This window comes from Glycocaulis abyssi (assembly GCF_041429775.1).
GTDB lineage: Bacteria > Pseudomonadota > Alphaproteobacteria > Caulobacterales > Maricaulaceae > Glycocaulis > Glycocaulis abyssi.
Genome location: NZ_CP163421.1, coordinates 1,076,340 through 1,095,685, shown reverse-complemented (window position 1 = coordinate 1,095,685; position 19,346 = coordinate 1,076,340). Strand labels below are relative to the sequence as shown.

At 64.6% G+C, this 19,346-nt stretch carries 20 protein-coding genes; 9 read left to right on the top strand and 11 right to left on the bottom strand.

The window, feature by feature from the left end; all coding sequences use genetic code 11:
- The first annotated feature begins 156 nt into the window (after positions 1–156).
- Both AB6B38_RS05405 and AB6B38_RS05400 read left to right on the top strand, forming a co-directional pair.
- Positions 157–741: a hypothetical protein gene (locus AB6B38_RS05405; protein ID WP_371394753.1), complete on the top strand. Its 585-nt coding sequence runs from the start codon at positions 157–159 to the stop codon at positions 739–741.
- A gap of 7 nt (positions 742–748) precedes the next feature.
- Positions 749–1,366: a class I SAM-dependent methyltransferase gene (locus tag AB6B38_RS05400; RefSeq protein WP_371394752.1), complete on the top strand. Its 618-nt coding sequence runs from the start codon at positions 749–751 to the stop codon at positions 1,364–1,366.
- Here AB6B38_RS05400 and AB6B38_RS05395 read toward each other — a convergent pair.
- The 3 genes from AB6B38_RS05395 to AB6B38_RS05385 are packed head-to-tail and all read right to left on the bottom strand — an operon-like array spanning position 1,335 to position 4,431.
- Positions 1,335–2,438, bottom strand: a complete 1,104-nt coding sequence (locus tag AB6B38_RS05395; protein WP_371394751.1) for a hypothetical protein — start codon at positions 2,436–2,438, stop codon at positions 1,335–1,337. The genes AB6B38_RS05400 and AB6B38_RS05395 overlap by 32 nt on opposite strands.
- Positions 2,435–3,154: a methyltransferase domain-containing protein gene (locus AB6B38_RS05390; protein WP_371394750.1), complete on the bottom strand. Its 720-nt coding sequence runs from the start codon at positions 3,152–3,154 to the stop codon at positions 2,435–2,437. Before AB6B38_RS05390 ends, AB6B38_RS05395 begins: the two co-directional genes overlap by 4 nt.
- A complete protein-coding gene (locus AB6B38_RS05385) occupies positions 3,151–4,431 on the bottom strand; it encodes a glycosyltransferase family 4 protein (protein ID WP_371394749.1) in 1,281 nt (426 codons plus the stop codon). The genes AB6B38_RS05390 and AB6B38_RS05385 overlap by 4 nt, the downstream gene beginning before the upstream one ends.
- Positions 4,432–4,616: 185 nt before the next feature.
- Between AB6B38_RS05385 and AB6B38_RS05380 the strand changes: the two genes are divergently transcribed.
- From AB6B38_RS05380 to AB6B38_RS05360, 5 genes are all read left to right on the top strand, one after another.
- Entirely contained in the window at positions 4,617–5,828 is a 1,212-nt protein-coding gene (locus AB6B38_RS05380) for an MFS transporter (protein WP_371394748.1), read from the top strand.
- Positions 5,829–5,934: 106 nt separating this feature from the next.
- Positions 5,935–7,089, top strand: a complete 1,155-nt coding sequence (locus AB6B38_RS05375; protein ID WP_371394747.1) for an MlaE family ABC transporter permease — start codon at positions 5,935–5,937, stop codon at positions 7,087–7,089.
- Complete coding sequence (locus AB6B38_RS05370; protein ID WP_371394746.1) at positions 7,086–7,850, top strand: ABC transporter ATP-binding protein; 765 nt, start codon at positions 7,086–7,088, stop codon at positions 7,848–7,850. Before AB6B38_RS05375 ends, AB6B38_RS05370 begins: the two co-directional genes overlap by 4 nt.
- Before the next feature lie 3 nt (positions 7,851–7,853).
- Complete coding sequence (locus AB6B38_RS05365) at positions 7,854–8,810, top strand: MlaD family protein (RefSeq protein WP_371394745.1); 957 nt, start codon at positions 7,854–7,856, stop codon at positions 8,808–8,810.
- Positions 8,807–9,457 carry an ABC-type transport auxiliary lipoprotein family protein gene (locus AB6B38_RS05360; protein WP_371394744.1) on the top strand — a complete coding sequence of 217 codons (651 nt, stop codon included), beginning with the start codon at positions 8,807–8,809 and terminating at the stop codon, positions 9,455–9,457. The genes AB6B38_RS05365 and AB6B38_RS05360 overlap by 4 nt, the downstream gene beginning before the upstream one ends.
- Here the strand turns inward: AB6B38_RS05360 and AB6B38_RS05355 are convergent.
- Together AB6B38_RS05355 and AB6B38_RS05350 are read right to left on the bottom strand one after the other, a co-directional pair.
- On the bottom strand, positions 9,454–11,430 hold the full coding sequence (locus AB6B38_RS05355; protein ID WP_371394743.1) for a hypothetical protein: 1,977 nt from the start codon (positions 11,428–11,430) through the stop codon (positions 9,454–9,456). The two genes, AB6B38_RS05360 and AB6B38_RS05355, sit on opposite strands and share 4 nt — an antisense overlap.
- Positions 11,431–11,513: 83 nt before the next feature.
- On the bottom strand, positions 11,514–11,825 hold the full coding sequence (locus tag AB6B38_RS05350) for a hypothetical protein (RefSeq protein WP_371394742.1): 312 nt from the start codon (positions 11,823–11,825) through the stop codon (positions 11,514–11,516).
- A 180-nt stretch (positions 11,826–12,005) separates the two neighbouring features.
- Here AB6B38_RS05350 and AB6B38_RS05345 point away from each other — a divergent pair, with 180 nt between their 5' ends.
- Both AB6B38_RS05345 and AB6B38_RS05340 read left to right on the top strand, forming a co-directional pair.
- Positions 12,006–13,214 carry a DUF418 domain-containing protein gene (locus tag AB6B38_RS05345; RefSeq protein ID WP_371394741.1) on the top strand — a complete coding sequence of 403 codons (1,209 nt, stop codon included), beginning with the start codon at positions 12,006–12,008 and terminating at the stop codon, positions 13,212–13,214.
- Entirely contained in the window at positions 13,211–13,615 is a 405-nt protein-coding gene (locus tag AB6B38_RS05340) for a gamma-glutamylcyclotransferase (protein WP_371394740.1), read from the top strand. Before AB6B38_RS05345 ends, AB6B38_RS05340 begins: the two co-directional genes overlap by 4 nt.
- 28 nt (positions 13,616–13,643) lie before the next feature.
- Here AB6B38_RS05340 and AB6B38_RS05335 read toward each other — a convergent pair whose 3' ends face one another.
- From AB6B38_RS05335 to AB6B38_RS05310, 6 genes are all read right to left on the bottom strand, one after another.
- A complete protein-coding gene (locus AB6B38_RS05335) occupies positions 13,644–14,651 on the bottom strand; it encodes a patatin-like phospholipase family protein (protein WP_371394738.1) in 1,008 nt (335 codons plus the stop codon).
- Positions 14,651–15,451: a 3-hydroxybutyrate dehydrogenase gene (locus AB6B38_RS05330; RefSeq protein ID WP_371394737.1), complete on the bottom strand. Its 801-nt coding sequence runs from the start codon at positions 15,449–15,451 to the stop codon at positions 14,651–14,653. Before AB6B38_RS05330 ends, AB6B38_RS05335 begins: the two co-directional genes overlap by 1 nt.
- Positions 15,452–15,544: 93 nt before the next feature.
- Positions 15,545–16,327, bottom strand: coding sequence for a peroxide stress protein YaaA (yaaA, locus tag AB6B38_RS05325; RefSeq protein WP_371394736.1), 783 nt, complete (start codon positions 16,325–16,327; stop codon positions 15,545–15,547).
- A 91-nt stretch (positions 16,328–16,418) separates the two neighbouring features.
- Entirely contained in the window at positions 16,419–17,828 is a 1,410-nt protein-coding gene (locus tag AB6B38_RS05320; protein ID WP_371394735.1) for an FAD-binding oxidoreductase, read from the bottom strand.
- Positions 17,829–17,837: 9 nt separating this feature from the next.
- Positions 17,838–18,218 carry a hypothetical protein gene (locus tag AB6B38_RS05315; protein ID WP_371394734.1) on the bottom strand — a complete coding sequence of 127 codons (381 nt, stop codon included), beginning with the start codon at positions 18,216–18,218 and terminating at the stop codon, positions 17,838–17,840.
- Positions 18,219–18,248: 30 nt separating this feature from the next.
- Entirely contained in the window at positions 18,249–19,223 is a 975-nt protein-coding gene (locus AB6B38_RS05310; RefSeq protein WP_371394733.1) for an L-threonylcarbamoyladenylate synthase, read from the bottom strand.
- Positions 19,224–19,346: the final 123 nt, after the last annotated feature.

The window sequence follows — 19,346 nt, the reverse complement described above, 5'->3', positions numbered from 1 at the left end:
TCGGGGATGCGATTTAGCTTTGAGTATCGGAACACTATGAGGTTTTATTCGAATGCGGAAGCGATACGCCCGTGTATCGCAGCACAGCTACTGGCCGGGGGCCTTGTGACAGCAACGCGTAGGCTAGGTGGATTGTTGATCGCCATGGCAGGCGCGATGCTTTTGACGGCATGCGTCAGCCAGCCCGTAGACCTCGCGGCGCGCCCGCAATCTGAAATGCCCGTCAGCGCCCAGGAAGATTTGCGGACCGCTATCGCGGCCTTCCGCATGCGCCAGGAAGAAGCTGGCGGGTGGACGCTGGGCGGTGACGGTTCGGCCCGCGGGCTGCTGGGCCGCCTTGTCGGCGGCGCGCCTGAACGCGGCGATGCCATAGGCGACTATATCAGCCAGGCTGGCGATGAGCTTGCATCCTATCTGGCTGGTGACATCGTTCTGGCCAGTGATCTTGTTGATGATGTGTCCCAGGCGGCCATTGTGCTGGCCAGCACCAGCACGCCGCTGCCCGAAAACTTGCTGGTGCGGGATATTGCATCGGTGGAGACCGTCCTTGCGTCGGCCCGGCGCGCGCGCACCTTCTTTCAGGCCGTATCGGTCGATGAGCGTGCCGGCCTGACCTCCAATCAGCGGGTAACGGTGAGCGAGGCGCTCACGCGGCTGGACGGCGCCATCACAGAGCTTGTCGGGGCTGCCGATGCGCTGGCTGACCGCCGCTGGGCGGCGAGCAACGCCCTGATCGGCTGATCCAGTCTTGAGCAAGCCGCCCCGCTTTGATCCTGAATCCGTACAAGGCTTTCTCGCGCGCGAAGAAGGCGAGGCGCTGGCGCGCCATGTGCGTGCGCTAGACGTTTCCGGGCCTGTTCTGGAAATCGGGTCGTGGTGCGGGCGGTCCAGCGTGTGGCTGGGTCAGGCCGCGAGAGAGACCGGACGCATTGTGTACGCGCTCGACCATCATCGCGGGTCTGAGGAGCACCAGCCGGGCGAGGGCTATCACGATCCGGCCCATTTCGACGGTGAACTTGGCCGGGTGGACACGCTGCCTGCTTTTCGCCGCTCGATCGCGCTGGCAGGGCTGGAGCAGACGGTCATCGCGCTAGTGGGCCCGTCAGCCATCATAGGCGCGAACTGGGCCACGCCGCTGGCCATGGTGTTCATCGATGGCGGGCATGCAATGGATACGGCGCTGGCCGATTATCGCGCCTGGGCGGGCCAGGTGGCGCGCGGCGGGATACTGGCCATCCATGATGTCTTTCCCGATCCTGCCGATGGTGGCAGGCCGCCCTATGAAATCTGGAAGCTGGCCGTGGCGTCGGGCCTGTTTGAGCCGCTGGAGCGGATCAATTCGCTCGAATTTCTGCGCCGTCTGTAGTCCACGCGTCCGCGCGGGCATGGCGCACCAGCAGGTCTGAACCCGGTGACAGAGCGTCCAGCGCGTCGGCAGCGAGAATGATCGCGCCAGCGGTCCATGACGGGCGCTCCTTGGGCCAGACATCGCCAATCTCGTACTGCCAGCCCATCCAGTAGCCGCCATCGGGGGCCGCCAGCGGCGCCAGCTCATTGACCAGTGTCCGCGCCGCATCGCGCCGCCCCGCACTCAGGCAGGCCAGAGCCAGCTCGGCGGTTTCAGCCGCTGTCACCCACGGCTCGCCGGTGACGCAGCGGCAGCCCAGATCGGCGACGACGAATGTGTCCCAGCCCTCATCCAGACGTGCGCGGGCTTCTGCTCCGGTCATCACGCCGGTGAGTACCGGATAGTACCAGTCCATCGCGTAGGTAGAGCGGTCGATGCCCTTGCGGTCAAAGCGTTCGGGCATAGCTGTCAGGGCGCGGGCAATGGCAGCGCGGCTGCGCGCCCAGTCGGTGCGCGGCTTTTCAAGGATTTCGGCCATGCGCAGGCCGCATTCAAAGCTCTTGAACAGGGAGGAATTGCCCGCCCGCAGCGCGTCCACGTCTTCCAAGGGCTGGTTGATATCGGGCGCGCGCCAGACCACATCGCCATGAGCGGTCTGCAAATTCATCACGAAATCCAGCGCGCGTGCGACCATGGGGAAGTAGCGCGCGATGAGGCGCGGCTCGTCCAGCGCCAGCGCGCAACGCAAAACGGTCACGGCGGCATAGCCGGCAAAATTGGTGTCGCGCGCGGTCACCGGCACGGACGGGGGCGCAATGCGCTCGCCTGCCTCGTCCATGGGGATGCCCGCACCCAGCTCGCCCGTCCAGCCGCCATCGGCTTCCTGCCGGGCTGCCAGCGCGTCCAGCGCGAGATGCACGCCTTCCACCCGTCCGGCGACCGCCAGGCCCATCGCGCTCTCGCCATGGTTCCACGGGTCCCAGACGCCGGTCTCCACCCACGGAATAGCGCCGTCGCGCTGCTGCAGCGCTTCGATGCGGTCGGCGCAGGCGCGGATATCAAGCCCGGTTATGACGGATCGCGGGCTCATGGGCGGGCCTTGTCGAAATAGAGGGCAACGGATTTGCCCAGAAGCGGGTTGAGGGCCTTCTCGCTCCAGCGCGTCAGGCGCGGCGCAGACAGCAAATCCCATTCGAGCATTTTGCGGTAGGCGGCCACCATGCCGCTCTGCTCGCGCCGCTCCCACAGCGCGCATTGCAGCCACCAGTAGGGGCTGTGCAGGGCGTGTACCCAGTGGCGGTGGCGGAAGGAATAGCCGAGCGCCTCAACCTGTTTGCGTAGCGCGCCATCCTTGAAGATGCGCACATGACCGCCCGGCGTGTTGTGGTATGCCTCAGACAGCATCCAGCAGATCTTTTCCGGCCAGTAGCGCGGCACGGACAGCGCAAACTTGCCGCCGGGTTTGAGAACCCGGTCGATCTCGCTCAGCGCCAGTGGCACATCGGGAAGGTGTTCGAGAACCTCAGAGCAGATGACGGCATCAAAGCTGGCATCGGCAAAAGGCAGGCGGCCTGCATCGCCGACCGTGAATACGGCGGTACGCGGAGGGGTTTCGGGCGGCGGAGGCAGCTCGAAAAAGCCGTCAATCGCCGCACCCAGATCGGCAAAGTCGAGGTCCAGCCCCGTCACATCCAGCGCGCGTTCATGCCAGTAAAGCGCGTGCAGATGGCGCCCGCGCCCGCAGCCCAGGTCCAGCACGCGCTGGCCGTCGGCAAGCTCCAGCCGATCAGGATCAATCGTCATCATGCCGCAATCACTCCGGCGTCGGCGAGGCCCAGCACATCGCGATAAAGTCCGATGGAAAGCCCTGCATGCAGATCCCAGCGGAAGAGGGTGCGTACCCGGTTCAGCCCGGCCCGGCTCATGGCAGCGCGCAGGCTTTCGTCGTCCAGCACGCGGGCAATCGCTGCGGCCAGCGCCTCGTCATCGCCGACCGGCGTGACCAGCCCGGCATCTCCGGCAACTTCGGGCAGCGCGCCGCCATCCGATACGATAACCGGCGCGCCGCAGGCCATCGCCTCGGCAGGGGGAAAGCCAAAGCCTTCAAAGCGTGAAGCCGACACGAAGACGGTGGCGCGCCGGTGCAGGTCTGCGATCTCTTCGCGTGTCAGACCGGATACGAAATTCACCCGGTCAGACAGGCCAGTACGCCCCAGCATGCGTTTTGTCGGTCCCTCGCGCAGCTGGCCGATGACGGTCAGGCGGGCAGCCGGATGGCTGTCTTTGAGGCGGGCCAGCGCCGCGATCAGCACGTCCAGCCCCTTGATGGGCACATCCGCGCTGGCGCTGGCGACGATCAGGCCGGTCTCGCGCTTTACCGACGGGTCGGGCGTGAAGCTGGCATGGTCGATGCCGTTATAGGCGACGCGAACGCCGCCCGTGTCCATGCCCGTGCGTTCGGCGTAGGAGCGCCGCGCGGCATCGGAAACGGCGATGAAATGGGTGAGGGCACGCGCGGCCTTTGCCTGCTCATTCACGAAGGAATGCCAGCGCCAGGACAGGGCCTTGCCAAGCCGGGTATGTGCGCCGGCCACCGCGAAATCGCGATCAATCGCAATCGGGTGGTGCAGGGTGGTGATAACGGGCAGGGTTTGCGCGATGCGCGCCATCGGCATGGCCAGTGTCTGGTTGTCGTGGATGATGTCAAAGCGGTGGCCCTCACGCGCGATGAAGTCCTCCAGACGCAGCGCGAAGGCCGTCATCTCGCCGAACGCGCCGGTATTGTGGGCGAGCCACTCGGCGCGGTCGGCCCGGCTGCCCAGATGCCGCCAGCGCAGCGCCAGCATGGCGTTATCGACGGCAAACAGATCAAGCGAGGGCAGCTTGATAAGCTCGATGCCGGCATCCAGCTCAGGGTAGGGCGGGCCGGACGCCACGCTCACCTCGCAGCCGGCAGCTTTAAGCGCACGCGTCAGCTCATGCACATAAATGCCCTGCCCGCCGACATGCGGGTGGGAGCGATAGCTGGTCACCAGCACCCGCAAGGGGCGCTGTGACAGGGGATAATCAGCAAGGTCTTTCATTGGCGCGGGAAGCTAGACGGGCAATGCCGTTCCGCCAAGTGCCAATGTGAACAGTGTTTACTGTGGGGGATGTTCTTTTTCCTCGTCCTTCTAGATGTTCGCTATCGCTCACCCTCAGGATGAGGAAAAAGAATGCCCAAGCCCTCATCCTGAGGAGCACGTAGTGCGTCTCGAAGGACGAGGGCTTGCTAGCCCCATTGCCCGCGCCGCCTGCGCTGCGCTACACCGCGCGGGTGACCAGCCCCGCCGCACTCTTCGCCCGCATCGATACGCGTTTTGCGCTGTTTTACGGCGCGTTTTATCTCGGCTTCGGGGCGTATCTGCCCTACATGCCGGTCTGGTATGCCGAGCGTGGCCTGTCGCCAGAGCTGATAGGCATTGCCGCTGCTGCCGGCATGGTGGGGCGTGTGGCTGTCGCCCCGCTGGGGGCATACTGGTCGGACAGGGCGGCGCGCAGGCGCGATGCGATCCTGGCTTTCTCGCTGGCAGCGCTGTGCGTGTTTCTGGCGCATATTCCAGGCACGCCGCCTGTTGTCATCCTCGTGCTTGCGGGCTTGAGCGGTGCCGCGATGACCGGCGTCATCCCGCTGGTGGACGCGTTTGCGATGGGGCAGGCCCGCAAGGAGGGGTTTGCCTTCGGTGTACCGCGCGCCTTTGGTTCGGCCCTCTTTGTCATTGGTAATCTGGGGACAGGGGCGCTCATTTCCGCGTTTGGCGGCGAAGCGGTGCTGGTCTGGGTGCTTGCCAGCGCGGCGCTGACGGCGCTGGCGGCCGCTTTTCTGCCAGCCGGACGCATCGACGCCATGGCCGGGGCAGAACGCCAGGAGCCGCCTCGCTTGCGCGTTCTGCTGGGTGCGGGCTTGCCGCTGGCTTTTGCTGCCTCTGCCCTCATTCAGGGCGCACATGGCTTCTATTACGCATTCTCGGCTCTGGCGTGGCGCGCTGATGGTGTGCCTGCATGGGCGATTGGCCTGCTGTGGGCGACGGGGGTAGGCGCGGAGATCATCTTTTTTGCGGTCTGGGGCCGCGTGCTCAAAGGCTGGAGCCCGGCGGCGATGATGGCGCTGGCGGGCGGCGTGGCGGTGGTGCGCTGGCTGGCGCTCGCCCTGTCGCCGCCGCTCTGGGCGCTCTTCCCCTTGCAGGGGCTGCACGCGTTCAGCTTTGCTGCCGCCTATCTGGGCTTTCTGCGCTATGCCGCCGACCATGCGCCTGAACGCCTGTCTGCTACCGCGCAGGCGGTGAACTCTGCCCTTTCGGGCGGGCTGGTGCTGGCCGGTGCAACCTTCGTCTCTGGTCTGGCGTTTGCTGCCTTCGGCACGGCCGGCTTCGCGCTGATGGCCATACCGGCAGGACTGGGCGGATTGTGCGCGCTCTGGCTGATACGGCGTGGCCGATAAGCGTCATCGTGCGGAGAATGTTGCAACTCCGCCCGGTTGAGTCTTGGGAATGGCGGCGAAGCGTCGGATAACATCAGGCAGCCACGCTGCTTTTGGCTGGAGGGTCATGGCCGCCACGGGGACACAGACGCTGACACCGCCCCGCCTTGCGCTGCGCGAGACGGACGGCGGAGCTGTCATTGAGCCCACCGGGGACTGGCTTCTGGAGACCATCGGTCAGATGGACCGGCAGGTCCGCGCGCTGGAACGCGATTCCGGGGCGAAAGCGTTACGCCTCGACGTGTCCGGGCTGGGCCGCATAGACACTTCCGGCGCCTATCTGCTTGGCCGCCCGCTCCGGCAGCGCAATGACGCGATCCCGGAAAGCAGCATAACCGGCGAGCACCCGGTAGCCGCCAGGCTGATCCGGGAAGTCCACAAGCGGATGGACCATTGCCCGCCGGAAGAAGGTCCGGGCTGGGGCCTGAAGACCATGCTGGAGCGGGTGGGCGCAGGCACCGAGCACGTTCTGGACGAGGCATGGGATACGTTCGGCTTCTTCGGGCGCACGCTGATGACGCTTGGCGCGTCCCTGCTGAACCCGTCGCGCCTGCGCTGGACCCCGACCGTCCATCTGATGGAGACCGTCGGTATCAATGCCCTGCCGATCATCGCGGCGCTGTCCTTCTTCATCGGGGCGGTCGTGGCCTTCATGGGGGCGAGCCTGCTGGAGACGTTCGGCGCGTCGGTCTTCACGGTCGATCTCGTGGGCATTTCGGTCTTGCGTGAGTTTGGCGTGCTGATTACCGCGATCATGCTGGCTGGCCGGTCGGATTCGGCTTTCACCGCCTCCATCGGCTCGATGAAGATGCAGCAGGAAATCGATGCCATGCGCGTCATCGGGCTGAACCCGTACGAGGTTCTGGTGGTGCCGCGCGTGATTGCCTGTGTGGTCATGGCACCGCTGCTCACGCTGGCGGCCATGCTGGCGGGGCTGTTTGGTGGCCTGCTGGTATCATGGGTGACGCTGGACATATCGCCGGGCTTTTTCCTGACCCGGCTGCAGAACGTAATCGACTGGACCCACTTCATGGTGGGCATGTCCAAGGCGCCCGTGTTCGGGCTGGTGATTGCCATTATCGGCTGCCGTCAGGGCATGAAGGTGGGCGGCGACGTGGAGAGCCTGGGCCAGCGCACCACCGCGTCCGTGGTGCAGGCCATATTCATGGTCATTGTCATCGATGCGCTGTTCGCGCTGATGTATCTTGAGGCGGACATATGAGTACGCGCCCGGTCATCGAGGTGCGTGGGCTGGTGACCCGTTTCGGCAGCCATACCGTGCATGATGGTGTGGACCTTGAGGTCCGGCGCGGCGAGGTCATGGGCATTGTCGGCGGTTCGGGCAGCGGCAAGTCGGTCCTGCTTCACGCCATTCTTGGCCTTAAGAAGCCCGATGGCGGCGAGATATTCTACGATGGCAAGGCGCTCTCGCGCATGTCAGCCGATGAGCGTTCGGCGCTGGAGCGGCGCTGGGGCGTGCTGTTCCAGGGATCGGCACTGTTCTCCTCGCTGACGGTGAAGGAAAACATTCTGGTGCCGATCCGCGAGCATGTATCGCTGCCGCCCGCCCTGATGGACGAGATTGCTGATCTCAAGCTTGGTCTGGCTGGGCTGGGGATTGAGGCCGCGAGCAAATATCCCTCAGAGCTGTCGGGCGGGATGAAGAAGCGGGCAGGGCTGGCGCGGGCGCTGGCGCTCGACCCTGATGTCCTGTTTCTTGACGAGCCGACGGCCGGGCTGGATCCGATCAGCGCTGCGGCGTTTGACGAGCTGATCCGCGAACTCTCCCGGACGCTGGGGCTGACGATACTGCTGGTCACGCACGATCTTGATACGCTGCACGCCGTTTGCGACCGGGTGGCCGTGATCGCGGAGAAGCGTATCATTGCGGTGGATACGATTGCGCAGCTGGCAAATCACCCCCACCCTTGGATACAGAGCTATTTTGGCGGCCCGCGCGGGCGGGCAGCATTGAGGAGCTGAACAATGGAAACCCGTGCCCATCACGCACTGGTCGGCCTGTTCGTCATCCTGCTGGCGCTGGCCGGCGGACTGTTCTTTGTCTGGCTGTCGCAGGCCTCGTTCGACCGCGAATTCCGTCAGTATGACGTGGTGTTCGAGGGGCCCGTCAGAGGGCTTCGTACATCGTCGGAGGTGCGCTTTAACGGCATTCAGGTCGGCGAGGTCACGGATCTGGGCCTGAACCCGGACGACACAAGCGAGGTGATTGCGCGCGTCAGGATCGACGCCACCACGCCGATCCGGGTGGACAGCTTTGCGCAGCTGGAGCCGCAAGGGCTGACCGGCCTGTCCTACATCCAGATTTCAAGCGGTGAGAGCGGTTCGCCCTTGCTGGAAACCCGCTTTGGCGACCGGCCGGCGCGCATCTACGCCCGCCAGACCCAGCTTGATCTGCTGGTGCAGGGCGGTGAGACGCTGCTGGAGACGGTCCAGACTACGGGCGTGCTGCTGAACCGGCTGCTCAACGAGGAAAACCAGGAGCAGTTCTCGTCCCTGCTGGAGAACCTCGCTGTTGTCTCAGGCCAGTTGGCCGAGAACGGCGCGATGATGGCCGAGATGCGCGATACCATCGCCTCCATCGAGCGGGCTGCGAACGACATGTCGACGGCGGCGGCCAGCATCGAACAGTTCGGTGTGACCGCAGAACGCTTCCTGATCGACGAGGTGGGACCGATGGTGGCCGAGACCGAGGCTGCATCCATCGCGGTCAATCAGGCATCGATGGAGACCTATGATGCGCTGGTCGCGCTGCGCCCGGGGCTGGAAACATTCGCCACTGACGGCGTTTACCAGCTCAATGCGGCGTCGCATGACTTGCGGCAGCTGGTTGAAAATCTTGAACGTTTGACAGCCGATCTTGAAAACGATCCCGGCGGGCTTCTGACCCGGCGGCGTGGCGAGGAAGTCGAGGTGCCCCAATGACCGCAAGAAACCTGTTGCTGGCAGGCGCAGCGCTGACGCTTTCCGGGTGCATCTCGCTCCTGCCGGAGTCACAGACGAGTTCGCTCTACCGTCTGTCAAACCACGTGCCGGAGACGGAGGTGGCCAGCCATGACCTGCCCGTCGTGCGCATTGCCCGGCCCATCGCGCCGCGCGCCCTTTCGGGCGACCGGATAGCGCTGGATGCCGGTGAGGGGCGGATAGCCTATGTGGCCGGGGCGAACTGGATCAGTGCGGTGCCGGTGCTCATTCAGGAGCTGGTGATCGATACGATCGACCGGCGATCCAACGTTGTCGTCGCGGCAAGGCCGGATGATGGCGTGGCCAGCCGCTGGGATCTGCGACTGGAGCTGCGCCGGTTCGAGGCGGTCTACGATCAGGGCAGCAACGCGGCCCCGCGTGTGGATGTGGCCATCCGCGCACGCCTGATAGACGCAGGCAATCGCGAAGTTACCAGTACACGCACGTTCGAGACGTCGCGCCGCGCCGATGGCAATCGTCAGGCTCTGATCGTCGATGCGTTCAGCCGCGCGGCATCGGAAATGTCCAGCGAGCTGGCTGACTGGGCGTCGCAGCAGGTGAGTGCCGCCGAGGCGGCGGGCGGTGCTACACCCGGCGAGGCAGGCTAGCCTGGACGTTTGGGGCGTTTTGACCGGCTGCCAGCAGGCGGTTCGTCGTCCTCATCCGGTTCCATATTGGCCAGCAGGTCTTTCCAGCGCCATCCGCCTTCGGGGCGGGCCTGGGTCGCCAGCCTTTCATCGCGCGGACGGTCTTCGACCGTATCGTCCTCGTCATCGCCGGTGATCTGGTCGCGCGCCTCAAGGCGCACTTCATCGTCTGTGGGCGCAGGTGCCGGCCGGGCGGTCCGGCGCCGGGCGTTCAGCGGGTCAGGCACTTCATCGGGCGCGATATCAATCGGCTTGCGTCCGCCGGCGACCGACCCCATGCGCAACATGAAGTCCGACAGCAACTCGTAATTATGCCGTACGCGCGCCTGGAACATGGTGTCGATCTCGCGCGCGCTTTCAGAGGCGTCCTCGGCGGTCTGGTTCAGCTTGGCGAGGCCCTCCGACAGGGCGCGTTCAAGCTCCAGCGTTGCACGGCGCGCGGCGGCTGGCGCATCGTCGAAGCGCGAGCGCATGTCGCGCAGCATCATCTCGACATGGTCGGCCTGCTTGCGCGCCGCTTCCAGCGTGTCGGCGAGTTGCTTGCGGACTGTCTCACCCGCCTCCTCGGACGCCTTGGCGGCCTTGTCGACAAGAAGCTCAGCTTCACGCAGGCGCGCCTGGAAAGCTTCGTCGGACCGGCGGGCTGCTTCAAACCCGGCCTCGCTGACGCGTTCCAGCGCGGCTTCGGCGGCGCTCGCCTGCCCGGAAAACCGTTCAGCTGACTCGGTGGCCGCTTCGCGCGCTTCCCTGGCCGTTTCTGTCAGACGGTTGAGAATGGCCTCGTTGGCTTCGGCCGCAAGGCGGGTCTCACTCTCAATCGTTTTCGACAAGGCGGAGGCACGCGTGATGGCGTCATTGACCGCGCGTGTGAATACCGCGCCGCTTTCCTCAGCCGATTTGCGCAAGGTTTCCGCGCCCGCTCCGGCAGTTTTGGAGAGGGTCGCCAGTTCGGCTTTGTGGAAGTCGAGGGCCGAGGCGATCTTTTCCTGCTCCTTGCGTAGGGCCTCGCTGGCCTCGGCAAGGCGTTCGCGGTGCTTGAGATAGGCCGCGTCCAGCCCGTCACCGCGGCTTTTGAGCGTGTCGGCCAGTTCGCGCATGTCGCCAGCGCGCTTGGCCAGTATCTCGGAGGCTTTTTCGGCAGACTTGACCGTCTCGTCTCCGGCGCCGGACAGGCGCTCGGCGCCAGCGCGCAAGGTGAGGGCGCCTTCATTGGCCTTCTCGTTCGCCAGTTCGGCGGCAGCGGCAACCATCTCGCCCTGTTCCTGTATGGCCGCCGCGATCAGCGCGGCCTTGTCGTCGAGACTGTCGGCGATTTCAGCGAGCTTTTCGCGCTCGCCCTTCAGGGCGCGCATGAGCGATTCTACCCGTTCGCGCGCGGCCTTTGAGGTGTCCTCAAGGCTGTCGGCGTGGTGGGTGATGACCTCTTCCATGGCCGCCAGACGCGCCAGTGCGCTGTCCATTGCGGTATTGATGCGTCCGACCTGCAGGCTGACGGCATCGGCCATCTGGCGCACTTCGCCCTGCAGGGTGTCTGCAGGTGTGGCGAGGCGGGCCATAGTGGTCTCCACCGAGCGTATTTGCGCACTGGCGCGCGCTACCGTGCCGCCCAGAAGACCGGAGAGAAGGAAGAGCAGGGCGGGCGCGCCGGCAAAGATGGCGATGCCTGCCAGCTGGGCCGGGCTCAGCGCGGTGAAATCATCAATCACATAGCCATAGAGATAGGCCCCTGAACCACCGAGCCACAGCGCGGCGCAGGCCGCTCCGGCAAAGGCAATCCATCCGCCACCGCCGGCCGGGCGTGCTGGCGGCGCGGTCAGCGGGGCGTCCGTACGCGTGGCAGGCACCTTACCTTCTGCAGGGTCCTTGAGCACGGCTGGCGTTACCGGCTGTGCGGATTTGGCAGATTTGGCAGCAGAGTTATCGTCGGCAGGCATAATTCGCCTCGATCACAGCACGTGGGGCAGGTCAGCGCCAATGCTGACCGCAATAGCTGGTTCTAGGGCGAGATGAAGAAAATTTAAAGCCGCAAGACCGGTGGAGGCGGCGCCGATGGCAGGCGGGTGGGCGCCGCGGCGCAGCCCGATGCTTCCTGAACCGCGCCGGTATGCACCACGATCATCACCTCACCGTGGGGGGTGCGGACCTGTTCCACGCGGACATCTGCGGTGAGGAAATGGAAGGCTGCCCCATCGTCCACAAAACGGGCCTCATCGAAGCTGTGCTGGCGGACAGCCGGCGTGCAGTCTTCGGCACGGTCATAGCCGATACCCACGAGTGCAAGCACGGCACCCGCGATCCAGTGAAGTATATCGATGACCATGCTGAGCATTGGTTCGGTCCCTATCCCTGACGCCGCTTATGACGGTGCCCGCCCGGCGGCTCAAGGCTTTTTGGCCGTTTGACGGATGAAATCTTGGTAAGGTGGAGGTCTTGGGGCTGGTTTTACTTGCCAGACGGTGCGCCTTGCGGCGAACGTGCGCCCCAGATTCTTGCGGGGAGTGATACTGTTATGAGCGCCAGCCCGGTCACGGCCGAGAACCGCCACCAGAGCCTTGATGTCCTGCGCGGCATCGCCGTGCTGGGTATCCTCATGGTGAATATCCCGACCTTTTTCATGCTGCCGGAAGCCTACCAGTATCCGCCGGGCGATCCGGGGTTTGACGCCGCTGGCGCGCAGGCATGGCTGTTTGTTCACGTCTTCTTCGAAATGAAGTTCATCACCATGTTCTCCGCCCTGTTCGGTGCGGGCATTCTGTTGATGGTCGGGTACGGGCCGGACAGCTTCACGAAGGTTCACTACCGGCGCATGCTCTGGCTGCTCGCCTTCGGCATGATCCACGCCTACGCGTTGTGGTATGGCGATATTCTGGTGGCCTACGCGCTGTTCGGCATGATCGCCGTGCTGTTCCGCAAGATGAGTGTTGGCAAGCTGGTCTTCTGGGGCTTTTTCTGGATCACGCTGACCGGACTTTTGATGGTTGGCCTGTTTGCTGCCTTCATGATGATGCCGGGCGACATTGATCCGGCTTCTGTCGGGATGGCGCAAAGTCCTGAAGCCGCCGCCAACATTATTGCCGCCTATCAGGAGGGCAGCGCCGGGCGCTGGCGCCATAATGCCCTGTCGGCGGTGATGGCACAGCTGGCGGGACTGTCCTTCTTCGGCGGCCGGGTCATAGGCGTGATGTTCCTGGGCATGGCCCTGTTCAAGTCCGGCTTCCTGACCGCGCAATGGGGCGTGGCCAAGTACGCTATCTGTGCCGTCGCCGGCCTTGCCATCGGCCTGCCGCTGGCGTGGTACGGGGGACAGCATGCGGTGGCCGTAGACTTTGATCTGCGCAGCATGTGGGTGCACACGGCGACGAACTATCTTGCCAGCCTGCTCGTCGCCTTTGGTTATGCCAGCGTGGTGATGCTGATTTGCAAGATGCCGGGTCTGGCCCTGCTGCGTGCGCCGTTTGCCGCCGCCGGGCGGATGGCCTTCACCAACTATCTTACCCAGACCATCACGCTGGTGATCCTGTCGACGGGCACGATTGGTCTTGGCCTTTACGGTACGCTGGGGCGCGAGGAGCTTATTCCGATCGTGCTGGCGATCTGGGTGGTGCAGCTCGTGGTTTCGATGGCGTGGCTGCAGGTCTTCCGCTTCGGGCCGTTTGAGTGGCTGTGGCGCTCGCTGACCTACTGGAAGCTGCAACCGATCACCAGATCCAAGGCATGAGCGCGGTAAAGGCGGGAGACGCTTTTGCGGTCTATGGCTTGCTGCGCAAGGGCGCGTCCGGCTTTGCCGAGTTCGGGCTGGAGGCTGCGTTCAGGCCGCTCGGCCCGTGCTGCATCCCCGGCGTGATCCATGATCTGGGCGGTTATCCGGGGCTAGTGGCCGGAGAAGGCGCGGTCATTGGCGAGCTGTTTGAAGTCGCCGACCCGTCTGTCATTCCGCGGCTCGACGCGTTCGAGGATTATGATCCGCAAGCGCCTGACCGCTCGCGCTATCTGCGCCAGCGTATCCGTCTCCTGTCGCCAGACGCCGACGCCTGGGTCTATGTGTGGAACCGGCCAGTGACGGGATTTGCCCGCGTGGAGAGCGGCGACTGGCTGGAATGGGTGGCCAGCAAGACGTGATGGCCCCGACCTGTTCCTGAAGCCTGGCCTATTCCTGCAAATAGTCTGCGCGCACATCCACGCTGGAACGCTTGCCGACATGGACATGGCAGTTCTCCAGCCAGTCCTTTGCCGCCTGCCGGCCGGCATCGCGCAGGCCGGTCAGGAAGCGCCAGCTTGTGTCGTACTTGCTGGCGGCTGAATAGTCTTTCAGCGCCTCATCGGCCCGGATCGCGTGGATATGCAGATTGCGTAGCCGCGCCTTCTGCGTGTCCTTGAGAAGATCGTCCTCGATCAGCCGCTTGACGAAGGCGACCGCGCGCAGCTCGGCCATCAGCGAGGCGTTGAACGTGATCTCATTGACCCGGTTCATGATGTCGTCGGCGGATTTCGGCGTGCCGGGCCGCTTGAGCGGATTGATGTGTACGATCAGCAGATCACCCGGCGTGTCAGCGTAAAAGAGCGGCCACAGGGCCGGATTGCCGGTAAAGCCGCCATCCCAATAGGGCTCGCCGTCAATCTCCACGGCCTGACGGATGAAGGGCAGGCAGGCGGAGGCCAGCACGGCATCGGTGCTGATGCGGTCGCCGGTAAAGACTTCGGCGCGGCCCGTCGTTACGCATGTCGCGGTAACGAATAGCCCAATCTGGTCCTGCGCGCGCAGCCGTTCAAAATCGATCTGTGCGTCCAGAATGTCTTTTAGCGGATCGAGATTATACGGGTTGAGATCATAGGGGCTGGTCAGGCGCGAGAAGGCGTCGAAGAACGGCATCAGCTTCAGGAATGTCCCGCCCGGCACCATGGGGCGGAAGGCTGCGCCGCGCCGGGACACCTCGCGCCAGAAGCTTTCAAGGTTTTCGCGGGCGCCATCAGCGCCGCCATCCAGCCAGCCATGAGCCAGCGCAACGGCGTTCATCGCGCCAGCGCTGGTAGCTGTTATGGCTCCGGGGGTTATGCGGCCATCTTCCAGCAGGGCGTCAAGCACGCCCCAGGTGTAGGCGCCATGCGAGCCGCCGCCCTGCAGGGCCAGCGAGACCGCTCTGGCGCGCATGGCCATCAGGCAGCCACCCAGCCGCCCTCGACCGGGTAGGCCGCGCCATTGGCCGAAGCGCCGGAATCCGACACCAGATAGAGCAAGAGGCCGGTCAAGTGATCGTATTCAACGAACTTCTTCGTCGGCTGCGCGCTCAGCATGACGTCGCGCACCACTTCCTCTTCGGAAATGCCGCGCGCCTTTGCCGTGTCGGCGATCTGGCTTTCCACCAGCGGGGTGCGCACATAGCCGGGGCAGATGGCGTTGCAGGTAATGCCCGCTTCAGCGACCTCCAGTGCGACGGTTTTCGTCAGGCCGATCACGCCGTGCTTGGCCGCGACATAGGCTGACTTGAAGGGCGAGGCGACCAGCCCGTGCGCAGAGGCGATGTTCACGATGCGCCCGCGCCCGGCTTTACGCATGACTGGAACGGCGTGGCGGGTGGTGTGGAAGCAGGAGGTGAGGTTGATCGCAACGATCGCGTCCCACGTCTCCGGCGCGAGCTCCTCGACTGGAGCAACGCGCTGAATGCCGGCATTATTGATGAGGATATCGAGCCGGCCGAAGGTCTTCACCGTGTCCGCGATCAGGCTCTCGATCTCGCCTGAATCCAGCATGTTGGCGCCGTTATAGGCCGCCTTCACGCCGAACTCGGTCTCGATGGACTTGCGCGTTTTCTCGATCTCGCCCGCATCGCCCAGGCCGTTGAGCATGACGTTGGCGCCATTGGCCGCGAGCGCGCGCGCCAGTGCCAGACCGATGCCGGAGGTCGAGCCGGTAATCACTGCGGCCTGTCCGCTCAAGTCGGTCCTCAGACCACCCATGCCTGTCTCCTTAGCCATAACGGCCCTGTGTCGGGAATTGTTGCGGTGCAGAAGACGGTTTGCGCCGGTTTTGTCAAGGCTGCGCCGTAGCGCTCAGCCTTTCTTTAAAGGCGGCTGCGGGCGGGTGAACAGGAGCCGGTCCGGCTTTGATCCGGCCTTGTCGAGCTTGTAACCCTCGACATTGAAACGGGAAAGCAGGGCCGGATCTTCCACCCGGTTTTCGATGATCCAGCGGGCCATCATGCCGCGTGCCTTCTTGGCATAGACCATCAGGGCGCGCAGCTGGCCGTCCTTCTCTTCCTTGAAGTCGACCGTGATGACGCGCGCCTTCATCTTCGTCAGGCGGGCGGCTTTCGCATACTCGTTGGACGCCAGATTGACGATGACCGGATGGGGATGGCCGTCCAGTGTGCGGGTGAGTTCGTCCGCGATATCATCACCCCAGAAATCATAGAGGTTTGCGCCCTTCTTTGTCTTCAGCCGTGTGCCCATTTCGAGGCGGTAGGGCTGGATGGCATCGAGCGGACGCAAGGCGCCATAGAGCCCGGAGAGTATGCGCAGATGGTCCTGCGCCCATTGCAGATCGTCCTTGGTCAGGTTTGCCGCATCAAGACCACGATAAACCTCGCCCGCGAAGGCCAGTGCCGCGGCTTTGCCGTCTTCGCTCTCAGGGTTGAACGCCTTGAAACGCTCCACATTGAGCGCGGCCAGATCATCGGAAATGTGCATGAGCTGGCGCAGCTTGGCCCGCGACAGCTTCGATGTGGTCTTTGACAGCTCTGCGGTACGCGTCAGAAGCGCGGGCCGGCTGGTCTCCAGCTCCGGACGGGCCGGTTCGAAATCGAGCTGCTTGGCCGGGGAGAGAAGGATAAGCATGAAGGTTGGGTCTCGCCTGCAATTTCCAGTGATTGTGTCTATCGAAATAGGGGCGTTCCCCGAAATTGCCAATGGCACGGGCCGCCGGGACTCACTCCAGCCCGGTCAGTATGCGCGGGTTCATTATATTGTTGGGGTCGAGCACTGCCTTGATGGTCCGCATCAGCTCCACCTCTACGGGCTTTCGCGCTTTCAGTTCGGCCTGTTTGAGAATGCCGATGCCGTGCTCGGCCGAGATCGAGCCGTGATGCTTGTCCACAAGATCGTAGATCAGCCGGGTGGCGGGCGCGGCGCTGGCGATGAAATCCTCACCGGCGCCCGGCTCGCGGGCGGCCAGGTTGAAATGCACATTGCCATCGCCGACATGGCCGAACGCGATCACGCGGGAGCCCTCGACCAGCGCTTCGGCCCTTTCGGTTGCTTCGCGCATGAACGCCGCCATGCGTGAGACCGGCACGGACACGTCGTGCTTGGCGGCCTTGCCGTGTGCCTTCTCGCCTTCCGGCACGTTTTCACGCAAGGCCCAGAACTGGGCGGCCTGCGCGTCCGATTGTGCCAGTGCGGCGTCCGACACCAGCCCGGCCTCGAACGCGCTCTCCAGTGCGGTTTCCATCAATATGCCGGCCCGTTCCTCTTCTGCGCTCGACAGCTCGATCAGCACCATCCATTCGGGGGAACCTTCCAGGGGCGAGCGTGCGCCCGGAACGTGCTGGCAGACCAGCTCCATGGCGAAGCCGGAGATCAGCTCGAACGCGCTGACCGCGCCGCCCGTGCGGTCTTTGAGATGGCCCAGCAGGCTCACTGCCGCGTCCGGGGTGCTGACTGCCGCGATGGCGACGCTCACCGATGCCGGGCGCGGGAAGAGCTTCAGCGTGGCGGCGGTGACGAGACCCAGCGTGCCTTCCGCGCCGATGAAAAGCTGTTTGAGGTCATAGCCGGTATTGTCCTTGCGCAGGCCCGACAGCCCACTCAGCACGCGCCCGTCTGGCAGCACCGCTTCCAGTCCCAGCACCAGATCGCGCATCATGCCATAGCGCAGCACCTGCACCCCGCCCGCATTGGTGGAGATCAGCCCGCCAATCATGGCAGAGCCTTGAGCGCCGAGGCTCAAGGGAAAGAGCTTGCCTGCGTCGCGGGCGGCGTCCTGCACGGTCTGCAGCACCGCGCCGGCCTCCACGGTCATGGACTCGTTGGCGGTATCGATCTCGCGGATGGCATTCATCCGCTTCATCGAGATGACGACCTCATTGGCAGGGGTGGAGGCACCCACCAGCCCGGTAATGCCGCCCTGGGGCATCACGGCGATGCGCGCCTCATTGCAGGCGGCGAGCATGCGCGTGGCCTCCTGCGTACTGGCCGGTTTGAGGACTAGCGGCGTACCGCCCGCATAACGCCCGCGCCAGTCGCGCGCATGGCTTTCCAGCTCGGCTGGATCAATGGACCACGATTTGGGGTCCAGCGATGCGGTCAGTGATGCGAGGGCAGGGGGCAGGCTGCTCATGGCAGGAAACTAGTCCTCAAGTTCGACGGGCAGGCGTGTCATCACGGCGGTCAGCTTCAGGCCGGGTGCGCGGTCCATGCGGCCTTCGAGATGGTAAAGTTCACCCTCGGTCCTGCCATCAAACACGACCCTGAACCGGCTCACATCCCCGACCACTGAAACGGTCTCTGGCCGGTGGCGCACGAACAGCATGCGCGCAACCGGGCCATCGGGGCCATCTTCCAGATAGCCGTCATAATAATAGCTGCTGTCGCCGCCCGTTGCGCGGCCATTACGCAGGGTGACCACACCGCCGGACTGGTCCAGCGGGCTGCGGAAGCGCACGACATAGACGCCATCAGGTATCCATTGCGAGCGCGGGAAGTGTGGTTTGGCTGTCTGGGTGTCCATGTGGAATTTGCCTGCTGACGGGTTCAGACCTCAATTGTCCTTCGGGGCTGCCGCACGGGCAAGCCGGTCATTGATGGCCTCGCCCAGCCCCTCTGGCGGGATCGGGGCGACCGCTATGGGTTTGCCCAGTGCATCGGCTTTTCGCAAGTGCGCAAAGAGCCGCGCGGCTGCTTCGGCCAGATCACCGGTGGAGGAGAGGTCCAGCACGGCGTTGGCAAAGTCTCCGCGCCATTGGCCAAACGCCAGATAGGTCTCGCCGGGTGCAGGCTCGGTAACATTCAGGCGCAAGGGGCAGTCCGGCGCGTAATGGCTTTTGAGCATGCCGGGCGCGGCAATGGCGGCACTGGCATCGGCTCTCTTCAAGGCTTTACCCGTGAGTGCTTCTATGTGCTCAGCCTCCAGCGCGCCGGCCCGCAGCATGACGAGCCCGTCCGGCGTATCGGCAAGGATCGTGCTTTCCAGCCCCACCCGGCATGGCCCGCCATCGAGTATGAGATTGACGCGGCTGCCGAGGCTGTCCGCCACGTGCTGCGCCGTTGTTGGACTGATACTGCCTGAACGATTCGCGCTTGGTGCGGCCAGTGGACGGTTCAGGCGGGATATCAGCCCGGTCATGGCGGGCGAATCCGGCCAGCGCACGGCCAGCGTATCAAGGCCGGCCCGCGCCAGATCGCACACCGGGCTGTCATCGCGGTGACGGCCCACCAGTGTCAGCGGGCCGGGCCAGACCGTTTTTGCCAGCGCCTGCGCGGCCGGGGACAAGTCTACCAGTGACAGGGCGCGCTCCAGACTGTCCACATGCGCGATCAGAGGGTTAAAGCGCGGCCTGCCCTTGGCGGCGTATAGCGCCGCAATGGCGTGCGGACTGGTGGCGTCGGCGGCCAGCCCGTAGACGGTCTCGGTCGGCACCGCCACCAGCCCTCCTTCACCCAGGATCGCTGCGGCGCGGTCCAGGTTCACGTCATCGTGTGATGGCAGAACGGGTGAGGGGGCTTTATCGCTCATCGCGCAAGGCTTGGCGTGTGCGCCGGACAAAGGCAAGGGGCGGCGGATGCAAACTGCGGCAAAGCGTCCCTGAAAACGATTTTGCCTGTATCACACCCTCGTCACACTGGCCTGCTAGGCCCA

Coding starts and splice junctions, on each gene's coding strand:
- AB6B38_RS05310 (WP_371394733.1), bottom strand. CDS start 19,223: ATGAGCGATAAAGCCCCCTCACCCGTTCTGCCATCACACGATGACGTG.
- AB6B38_RS05315 (WP_371394734.1), bottom strand. CDS start 18,218: ATGGACACCCAGACAGCCAAACCACACTTCCCGCGCTCGCAATGGATA.
- AB6B38_RS05360 (WP_371394744.1), top strand. CDS start 8,807: ATGACCGCAAGAAACCTGTTGCTGGCAGGCGCAGCGCTGACGCTTTCC.
- AB6B38_RS05320 (WP_371394735.1), bottom strand. CDS start 17,828: ATGAGCAGCCTGCCCCCTGCCCTCGCATCACTGACCGCATCGCTGGAC.
- yaaA (WP_371394736.1), bottom strand. CDS start 16,327: ATGCTTATCCTTCTCTCCCCGGCCAAGCAGCTCGATTTCGAACCGGCC.
- AB6B38_RS05340 (WP_371394740.1), top strand. CDS start 13,211: ATGAGCGCGGTAAAGGCGGGAGACGCTTTTGCGGTCTATGGCTTGCTG.
- AB6B38_RS05330 (WP_371394737.1), bottom strand. CDS start 15,451: ATGGGTGGTCTGAGGACCGACTTGAGCGGACAGGCCGCAGTGATTACC.
- AB6B38_RS05395 (WP_371394751.1), bottom strand. CDS start 2,438: ATGAGCCCGCGATCCGTCATAACCGGGCTTGATATCCGCGCCTGCGCC.
- AB6B38_RS05345 (WP_371394741.1), top strand. CDS start 12,006: ATGAGCGCCAGCCCGGTCACGGCCGAGAACCGCCACCAGAGCCTTGAT.
- AB6B38_RS05385 (WP_371394749.1), bottom strand. CDS start 4,431: ATGAAAGACCTTGCTGATTATCCCCTGTCACAGCGCCCCTTGCGGGTG.
- AB6B38_RS05370 (WP_371394746.1), top strand. CDS start 7,086: ATGAGTACGCGCCCGGTCATCGAGGTGCGTGGGCTGGTGACCCGTTTC.
- AB6B38_RS05390 (WP_371394750.1), bottom strand. CDS start 3,154: ATGATGACGATTGATCCTGATCGGCTGGAGCTTGCCGACGGCCAGCGC.
- AB6B38_RS05375 (WP_371394747.1), top strand. CDS start 5,935: ATGGCCGCCACGGGGACACAGACGCTGACACCGCCCCGCCTTGCGCTG.
- AB6B38_RS05365 (WP_371394745.1), top strand. CDS start 7,854: ATGGAAACCCGTGCCCATCACGCACTGGTCGGCCTGTTCGTCATCCTG.
- AB6B38_RS05350 (WP_371394742.1), bottom strand. CDS start 11,825: ATGCTCAGCATGGTCATCGATATACTTCACTGGATCGCGGGTGCCGTG.
- AB6B38_RS05335 (WP_371394738.1), bottom strand. CDS start 14,651: ATGGCCATGCGCGCCAGAGCGGTCTCGCTGGCCCTGCAGGGCGGCGGC.
- AB6B38_RS05405 (WP_371394753.1), top strand. CDS start 157: ATGCTTTTGACGGCATGCGTCAGCCAGCCCGTAGACCTCGCGGCGCGC.
- AB6B38_RS05355 (WP_371394743.1), bottom strand. CDS start 11,430: ATGCCTGCCGACGATAACTCTGCTGCCAAATCTGCCAAATCCGCACAG.